We start from the raw sequence: 8229 nt of genomic DNA, 5'->3' as shown, positions 1-8229 counted from the left end.
GATGGAAGAGCTGAAGAAGATCAAGCGCGTCATCGGCAAGGCGCAGATCGGCGCGCCGCATGAGGTCTTGCTGGTGATTGACGGCAACACTGGTCAGAACGCGCTGGCGCAGGTAAAAACCTTTGACGACGCTATCGGCCTGACCGGCCTGATCGTGACCAAGCTGGACGGCACGGCCAAGGGCGGCGTGCTGGCGGCGATTGCGCGGGAGCGGGCGATTCCGGTTTACTTCATCGGCGTCGGTGAGAAGCTCGAAGATTTGCAGACCTTCAACGCCCGCGAGTTCGCGCAGGCGCTGCTGGAATAGCGCTTACTTCATGCCGGGCATGCCGCCCATGCCCTTCATGCCGCCGAGTTTCTTCATCATCTTCATCATCCCGCCGCCGCTCATCTTTTTCATCATGCCCTGCATCTGATCGAACTGGGTCAGTACGCGGTTGACCTCAAAGATCTGCACGCCGGCGCCGCTGGCGATACGGCGTTTGCGGCTGGCCTTGCTCTTGCCCTCCAGCAGCAAAGCGGGTTGGCGGCGCTCTTTGGCAGTCATCGCATTCATGATGCCTTCCATGCGGCGCATGTCTTTTTCGGCCCGGTCCATATCGGCCGCGCCGGTCTTGGCGGTCATTTGCGAGGGCAGCTTGTCCATCAGGCCGGCCAGACCGCCCATCTTCTTCATTTGGCTGATCTGGGCCAGGAAGTCGTTCAGATCAAAGCCGCTGCCCGACTTGAGCTTGTCGGCGAGCTTTTGCGCGGCGGCGACGTCGATGCCCTTGGTGACTTCTTCGACCAGCGCGACGATGTCGCCCATGCCCAGCACGCGGCCGGCATGGCGCTCGGCGTCAAACACCTCCAGGCCGTCGATCTTCTCGGACGTGCCGGCAAACTTGATCGGCGCGCCGGTGATCTGGCGCACCGACAGCGCCGCACCGCCGCGTGAGTCGCCGTCCAGCTTGGTCAGCACGATGCCGGTCAGTGGCAGCGCTTCCTTGAAGGCCTTGGCCGTGTTGATCGCATCCTGGCCTTGCATCGCGTCGACGACGAACAGCGTCTCGATCGGATTCAGAATCGCATGCAGATCGCGGATTTCGGCCATCAAGGCCTCGTCGATCGCCAGCCGGCCGGCGGTGTCGACCAGCAGCACGTCGAAGTAATGCTTTTTGGCGTAGTCGATCGCAGCCAGCGCGATATCGCGCGGCTTTTGATCCGGCGTCGATGGGAACCACTCGGCTCCGGCCTGTTTGGTGACGGTCTTGAGCTGCTCGATCGCGGCCGGGCGGTAGACGTCGGCGGAGACCGTCAGCACCTTTTTCTTGCGCTTCTCGATCAGGTGCTTGGCCAGCTTGGCGGTGGTGGTCGTCTTGCCCGCGCCCTGCAGGCCGGCCATCAGGATCACCGCCGGCGGTTGGGCGGCGAGGTTGAGGTCGGCCACCCCTTCGCCCATGGTTGCGGCGAGTTCCTTCTGCACAATCGACACCAGCACCTGGCCGGGATTGAGCGAGGCTATCACCTCGGCACCGAGCGCCTTGTCCTTGACGCGGGCAATGAAGTCGCGCACGACGGGCAGGGCCACGTCGGCCTCGAGCAGCGCCATGCGCACTTCGCGCAACATTTCCTGGACGTTCGTTTCGGTGATGCGGGCCTGGCCGCGCATCGTTTTCACGAGACGACTCAGGCGATCGGTCAAATTGGAAGCCATGGGGGAGGTCGGCACCGTCGGACTAGCGAGGCGCGCAAAAGTACACTGTGGCCATGATTTTATCGTCCGCATCTCAGACCCCCGTCAATCTTGCTTTGGGCGCGGCCAGTTTGCTGGCCGTCTTCGCCTATGGATGGGTGGCCGCGGGGTCGGCGGCTGACCCGCAAACGCCGGCCCGCCGCAACACCGCCATGCTGCTGGCCTGGGCCGCCCATTTGCTCGCCTTGGTGCTGGACATCGCCGGTTTTGGCCAAGACTCGTCGGGCGCGCGTTTTGGTTTTGCGCCGGCCTTGTCCATGACGGTCTGGCTGGTCATTGCGGTTTACCTGCTTGAAAGCCGCTTCTTGCCATTGGCCGGGGTGCGGCGGGTGTTGGCCGTGATGGCGGTGCTCGCGGTGTTGGTGGCCTTTTTGTTTCCAGGCGAGGAGCGCCCTCAGGCGGCGTCGCCTTGGGCGCCGATTCACTGGGTGCTGGGCCTAGCCTCGTACGGCTTGTTCGGCGTGGCGGTGTTGCATGCGGCCTTGTTGAGTCGGGCCGAGCGCCAGATGCGCGGGCTCAAAGCCAAGCCGGGGGCAGCCGTGCAAGCGTCACGCCTGGAGCCCTTGATGCCCTTAATGAGGCTTGAACGGCTGACCTTTCAGTTCGTCGGTGCCGGCGTAGCGGTGCTGTCGCTGGCGGTCTTGCTGGGTTGGTGGTTCACGCCGCATTGGCGTTGGGATCATAAAAATTTGTTCGCCGTGTTGGGCTGGCTGGTTCTGGCCGGCTTGTTGGCGGGCCGGCGCGTGTTCGGCTGGCGTGGCCGCCGCGCCACGCGCTGGTTGTACTTTGGTGCCTTGCTGCTCTTGCTGTCCTATGCGGGCTCGCGCTTTGTGCTGGAAGTCGTGTTGCAGCGGCCGCTTTGAATCTCTGCCTTGGACGAAAGTTTTGCGCCCATGAAATATCTATTGCTGATCGCTTTGCTGGCCCTGTTGTTCGCCATGCTGGCGCGCAAACGCAGGCGGCCGCCGGCTGCCAAACCCGATCTCAAAGTGCAGCCCGAAGTCGCGCCCTTGAGCATGGTGACCTGTGCTCAATGTGGCCTGCATTTGCCGCTTGACGAGGCGCTGCCTGGGCAGGGCGGTGTGTTTTGCAGCGCGGCGCACCGCGCCAGCTTCGAGTTGGAACACCACCCATCGTCATGACCGAAGTGCCACAGTCCTGGTTTGGCGCTGGCCTTGACGCCGACGCCGACGCCGACGCCGACGCGGCGCCATCGCAGGATGCCGAGAATTTCCAGGATTCTCAGACTTCGCTCAATCCGCTTGATCCACGCGGTGGATTAGCCGCCGAATCGCAGTTCTTCTTTCAACAGGCCAGGCGTTTGGGCAACGCCGGCAGCGACGCGTTCACCCGCCTTTACCGAGCGTTTTTGGCCGCCCGGGCGGCCTTGGGGCTGGCGCTGGTGGCCACCCAGTTGATGGCCGGCCTGCTGGGCTCGGCCTTGCCGCTGTGGACGAGTATCTTGTCCCTGCTGTATGCGACACAGGCGATCACCTGGTGGTTGTTGCCGCGGCTGCAGCGCGGCGCCAGCGCCAAAACGCTGGCGCGGGTGAGCAGCCCGCAATGGTGGGCCAGCATCGGTTTGGATCTGGCCTTGTTCGGCCTGCTGCACGCGCTGGACCGCAGCGGCGGGGTCAATTACGGTGCCTTGTTCGTGATGCCGGTCTTGATGGCCGGCGTGTTGACCCCGCGCGTGCTGGGCCTGGCCACGGCGGCGATTGCGGCCCTGATCATGTTGGGCGTGGCCGGTTGGGCGGTGCTGGACGGCGCCGACGTCGCGCTGCGCCTGACGCAGGCGGGGCTGGTCGGCAGCGGCTTTTTTGTCGTCAGCTTATTGGCCAGTGAGATGGCCAGCCGGCTCGCCCGTGAGGAGCGCGCCGCGCGCGGCAGCATGGAGTTTGCCCGCCAGCAGGCGCAGCTGAACCGACTGGTGATCGACGAGATGCAAGAGGGCGTCTTGGTGGTGGACCGGCGCGGCCATGTGCGCGCCGCCAACCCGGCCGCGCGTGACTTGTTGGCCGACGGCCCGGCCTCGGTGCGCACGGCGCCGTTTCAGTTGCGCGGCATCGCCGCCTGGCAGCCGCTGGTGCGGGCGGTTGAGCAGGCCTTCACGTCGGCTGCTTGGCCCGAGGCCGGGCGCGATGTGGGGTTGGCCTTTAACAACGGCGTTGAGCGCAGCCTGCGCCTGCGCATGCGTTTCACGCGCCGGCGTGAGTCTGAAGCGAGCGAGGATTTGTGCGTACTCTTCGTCGAAGACAACCGCAAGGTGTTGGCGCGCAGCCAGCAAGAGAAGCTGGCCGCGATGGGCCGGGTGTCGGCCGGCATCGCGCATGAAATTCGCAACCCGCTGGCCGCCATCGATCAAGCCAATGCCTTGTTGGCCGAGGACTTGACCGAGCCGCGGGCGCAGCAGCTGACCCGCATGGTGGCCTCGAATGTGGCACGCCTCAAGCGCATCATTGATGACGTTTTGGAGGTGGCGCCCGGCGCGGTGCCGGCGCCGGTGCCGCTGGATGCCAGCCTGCTGGTCAGCGAGACTTGCCTTGAATGGGCGCGCACCAATCAGTTGGTGCCGGGCCCCAGCGACCGCCTGAGCTGTGCCTTGCCCACGCACGCCTTGGTCATCAGCTTCGATCCCGAGCACCTGCGCCGCGTGCTGGTCAATTTGCTGGACAACGCCCTGCGGCATGCCGAGCCAGGGCCGGCCTCGGTGCAGGTCGAGTTGAAGGCCGAGGTGCTGGCCAACAGCCAGCCTTGGGCGCGGCTGACGGTGTTCAGTGCCGGCGCTTTGATCCCGCCCGAAGTGGAGCGGCATTTGTTTGAGCCTTTTTTCTCGACCCGCAGCCGCGGCTCGGGCCTGGGTTTGTATATCTGCCGCGAGCTGTGTGAGCGCTATGGCGCGCAGATCGACTATCGCCGCAGGCAGGATCCCGCCAGGCCCGGCAATGAGTTCAGCATCCGGCTGCGCCTGCTTGAGTCCGCCGCAGCGGGTGCCGCGGTCAGCCCCTCTCTATTCTGAAAGCAAGCATGAGCAGTGCGTCTTCTACCCCAGGCTCGGCCTTTAGTTTGCTGGTCGTCGATGACGAGCCGGATCTGCGCACGCTGTATGAACTGACGCTGATGCGCGAAGGCTATGAGCTGGAAACCGCCGGCTCGGTGCAAGAGGCCTTGGCGCGCCTGCAGCGCCGCCAGTACAGCGCCGTCATCACCGATATGCGCTTGCCCGATGGCAGCGGACTGGACCTCCTGCACTGGCTTGAGCAGCAGTGCCGGGCCGAGAAGACCCTGGTCATCACCGCCTATGGCTCGGCCGAGAACGCGGTCGAGGCGCTCAAGGCGGGGGCCTATGACTACCTGACCAAGCCGGTGGACTTGCGTCAGTTCCGCCAGGTGGTGGCCTCGGCGCTGGGCCGCCAGCCGGCCCAAGCGCCGGCGAAAAGCGCCGTCAAAGAGCGGACCCTGCCGGCCAAGGCGGCTGCGCCAGCGCTGCCTATGCAGCCGATCTTGGCCGCAGCCCTGCCTATGATCACGCCGGCCGCGCCGGCCGCGCTGGCGCGCCTGGCCGGCAAGTCGGCCGCCATACAGGAGCTGCGTGCGCTGATTGGCAAGGTCTCGCGCAGCATGGCGCCGGTGCTGTTGCAGGGCGAGTCCGGCACCGGCAAGGAGTTGGTGGCGCGGGCTATCCACGACAGCGGCGTGCGGGCCGGTCAGCGCTTTGTGGCGGTCAATTGCGGCGCCATCCCCGAGCAATTGCTGGAGGCCGAGTTCTTCGGCTATCGCAAGGGCGCCTTCACCGGCGCCAACGAAGACCGCGATGGTTTTTTCCAGGCGGCCGACGGCGGCACCTTGTTCCTGGACGAAATAGGCGACTTGCCCTTGGCCATGCAGAGCAAGCTCTTGCGCTCGATTCAGGAGCGCTCGGTCAGGCCGGTCGGGGCGGTGGCTGAAGGCCCGGTCAATGTGCGCATCTTGAGCGCCACCCACAAGGACCTCGGCGCCGAGGTGGCGGCAGGGCGCTTTCGGCAAGACTTGTTTTACCGTTTGAACGTGATTCAGCTGCGTGTGCCGCCGCTGCGCGAGCGCATCGAGGATGTGCCGCTGATTGGCGCGCGCGTGCTGGAGCGCATCGCCGGCGATGCCGGGGTCTCGCCGGTGCCGCAGCTGACGCCGGCCGCGCTGGTGCAGCTGACCCGCTATGCCTTCCCCGGCAATGTGCGCGAGCTGGAGAATCTGCTGCACCGTGCGCTGGCCCTGTCGGGCGGCGAGTGGATAGATGCGGCGGATCTGGGTCTGCCCGAGTCGCTGTTGGATGATGCTCAGCTGAGTCGCCTGGACGCCGCGGACGAGTTCGCGGCGAGCGAAGGCCGCAGCTTCGGCGGCCTGGAAGCTGGCAAGACCGCGACCGATTTGCCCGCCGACCTGGCGCGTTTTTTGGACGATGTCGAGCGCGATATTTTGCTGCGCGCTTTGACACAGCACCGCTTCAACCGCACCGCCGCCGGCGCCAGCCTGGGGTTGTCACTGCGCCAGATCCGTTACCGGATGGCGCGTCTGGGGGTTTCGGCCGACGAGGTCGGGGTCGCTGAGGACTGACGAGCCGGCGCGGCTTAGCGGTATTTCTATTCGCCGTCAATGGGATAGATACGCTATCGGTAGTGCTTGATGGTCTTGCTGACCCCAGATATAGTGTGCCTCATGGTATCCTTTGGCACTGTATCCGGTGTGGCTTTCAGTCCCCGCGCTGTGGCCCGGCCACCTTTGAATTGCGCTCCAACTCAGCAATGTTGCTAGTGAGTCAGCTGCCCGGTACAGCCATTTCCATGTGAAGCCGTGTCGCTTTTGACGCGCGGCATTGCCCAATTCCAACGAGATCCAACCAGGACGATCTATGCAGACTCAACTTGCCCACGCCGCACAACTTGGTGCCAGCCCAATTTCGGCCGGCCCCGAAGGTCAGCTCTTGCAATCGGCATTCCAGGCCTATCAAATCCTGCGCCGCAACGGGGCAGTGGTGTCGTTCGAGCCGAGCAAGATCGCGGTTGCCTTGATGAAGGCCTTTTTGGCCGTGCACGGCACCAGCGGCGCGGCCTCGGCCAGCGTGCGCGAGACGGTCGACGGCCTGACCGAGGCGGTGGTGCGTGCGCTGATGCGCTCGCGCCCAAGCGGCGGCACCTTCCATATCGAGGACGTGCAGGACCAGGTTGAGCTGGGCCTGATGCGCGGTGGCCATCATGAAGTGGCGCGTGCCTATGTGCTGTACCGCGAGCGCCGCCTGCAAGAGCGCCGGGCGCAGGTCAAGACCGATGCACCGGTGGTTGAAGCTCAGCTGACCGTGATCGACGGCGGCCAGCGCGTGCCGCTGGATTTTGCCCATCTGCAAAGCCTGATCGTGTCGGCCTGTGCCGGCCTGGGCGAGGACGTCAAGCCGGATCCGGTGCTGGCCGAGACCAAGCGCAATCTGTATGACGGCGTGCCCATCGATGAGGTCTACAAGGCCGCCATCCTGGCCGCCCGCACCTTGATCGAACGCGACCCCGGCTATAGCCAGGCGACGGCCCGCCTGCTGCTGCACACGATCCGCCGCGAGGTGGTCGGCGGCGAGATCACGCAGGAACAGATGCACGAGCGCTATGCCGAGTATTTCGCCGCCTACATCAAGAAGGGCGTCAAGGCCGAGCTGCTGGACGAGCGCCTGGGTCAATATGATCTGGCCCGCCTGGGCGCGCACCTGAAGGCCGAGCGCGATCTGCAGTTCGACTACCTCGGCCTGCAGACCTTGTACGACCGCTACTTCCAGCACATCGATGAGCAGCGCATCGAAATGCCGCAGGCCTTCTTCATGCGCGTGGCGATGGGCCTGGCTCTGGGCGAGATCGACCGCGAGGCGCGCGCGATCGAGTTCTACAACGTGCTGTCCACCTTCGACTTCATGTCGAGCACACCCACGCTGTTCAACGCCGGCACCCGGCGCTCGCAGCTGTCGAGCTGTTACCTGACCACGGTGGCCGACGACCTCGACGGCATCTACGAGGCGCTGAAGGAAAACGCGCTGCTGTCCAAGTTTGCCGGTGGCCTCGGCAACGACTGGACCAATGTGCGTGCGCTCGGCTCGTACATCAAGGGCACCAACGGCAAGAGCCAGGGCGTGGTCCCGTTCCTTAAAGTCGTGAACGACACCGCGGTGGCGGTCAACCAGGGCGGCAAGCGCAAGGGCGCGGTGTGCGCGTACCTGGAAACCTGGCACCTGGATATCGAAGAGTTTCTCGAGCTGCGCAAGAACACCGGCGACGACCGCCGCCGCACCCACGACATGAACTCGGCGAACTGGATTCCCGACCTGTTCATGAAGCGTGTGGTCGAGGACGGCCCCTGGACGCTCTTCTCGCCCTCGAACTGCCCCGACCTGCACGACAAGTTCGGGCGCGCTTTCGAGGAAGCCTATGTCGGCTACGAAAACAAGGTCGACCGCGGCGAGCTCAAGCTCTTCAAGCGCA

6 protein-coding genes and 1 pseudogene are annotated in these 8229 nt (G+C 65.0%); 6 read left to right on the top strand and 1 reads right to left on the bottom strand.

Going from position 1 to position 8229, the window contains the following annotated elements; genetic code table 11:
- Window positions 1-307, top strand: a pseudogene (locus RMO57_RS21390) (signal recognition particle-docking protein FtsY); the annotation flags it as partial.
- A gap of 3 nt (window positions 308-310) precedes the next feature.
- Here RMO57_RS21390 and ffh read toward each other — a convergent pair.
- Window positions 311-1696 carry a signal recognition particle protein gene (gene ffh / locus RMO57_RS21385; protein WP_310390123.1) on the bottom strand — a complete coding sequence of 462 codons (1386 nt, stop codon included), beginning with the start codon at window positions 1694-1696 and terminating at the stop codon, window positions 311-313.
- A gap of 53 nt (window positions 1697-1749) precedes the next feature.
- Here ffh and RMO57_RS21380 point away from each other — a divergent pair, with 53 nt between their 5' ends.
- The 5 genes from RMO57_RS21380 to RMO57_RS21360 form a co-directional block, all read left to right on the top strand.
- Entirely contained in the window at window positions 1750-2598 is an 849-nt protein-coding gene (locus RMO57_RS21380; RefSeq protein ID WP_310390121.1) for an inner membrane protein YpjD, read from the top strand.
- Between the two features lie 30 nt (window positions 2599-2628).
- Window positions 2629-2877: a PP0621 family protein gene (locus tag RMO57_RS21375; protein WP_310390119.1), complete on the top strand. Its 249-nt coding sequence runs from the start codon at window positions 2629-2631 to the stop codon at window positions 2875-2877.
- A complete protein-coding gene (locus RMO57_RS21370) occupies window positions 2874-4754 on the top strand; it encodes a sensor histidine kinase (protein ID WP_310390117.1) in 1881 nt (626 codons plus the stop codon). The genes RMO57_RS21375 and RMO57_RS21370 overlap by 4 nt, the downstream gene beginning before the upstream one ends.
- 8 nt (window positions 4755-4762) lie before the next feature.
- On the top strand, window positions 4763-6328 hold the full coding sequence (locus tag RMO57_RS21365) for a sigma-54 dependent transcriptional regulator (protein ID WP_310390115.1): 1566 nt from the start codon (window positions 4763-4765) through the stop codon (window positions 6326-6328).
- Between the two features lie 295 nt (window positions 6329-6623).
- On the top strand, window positions 6624-8229 hold a 1606-nt coding region (locus tag RMO57_RS21360), incomplete at its 3' end, for a ribonucleotide reductase N-terminal alpha domain-containing protein (RefSeq protein ID WP_310390113.1).

Origin of the sequence: Roseateles sp. (genome assembly GCF_031397715.1) — a bacterium.
In the GTDB taxonomy this organism is placed as follows: Bacteria; Pseudomonadota; Gammaproteobacteria; order Burkholderiales; family Burkholderiaceae_C; genus Paucibacter_A.
This window is presented reverse-complemented; position numbering and strand designations above follow the sequence as displayed.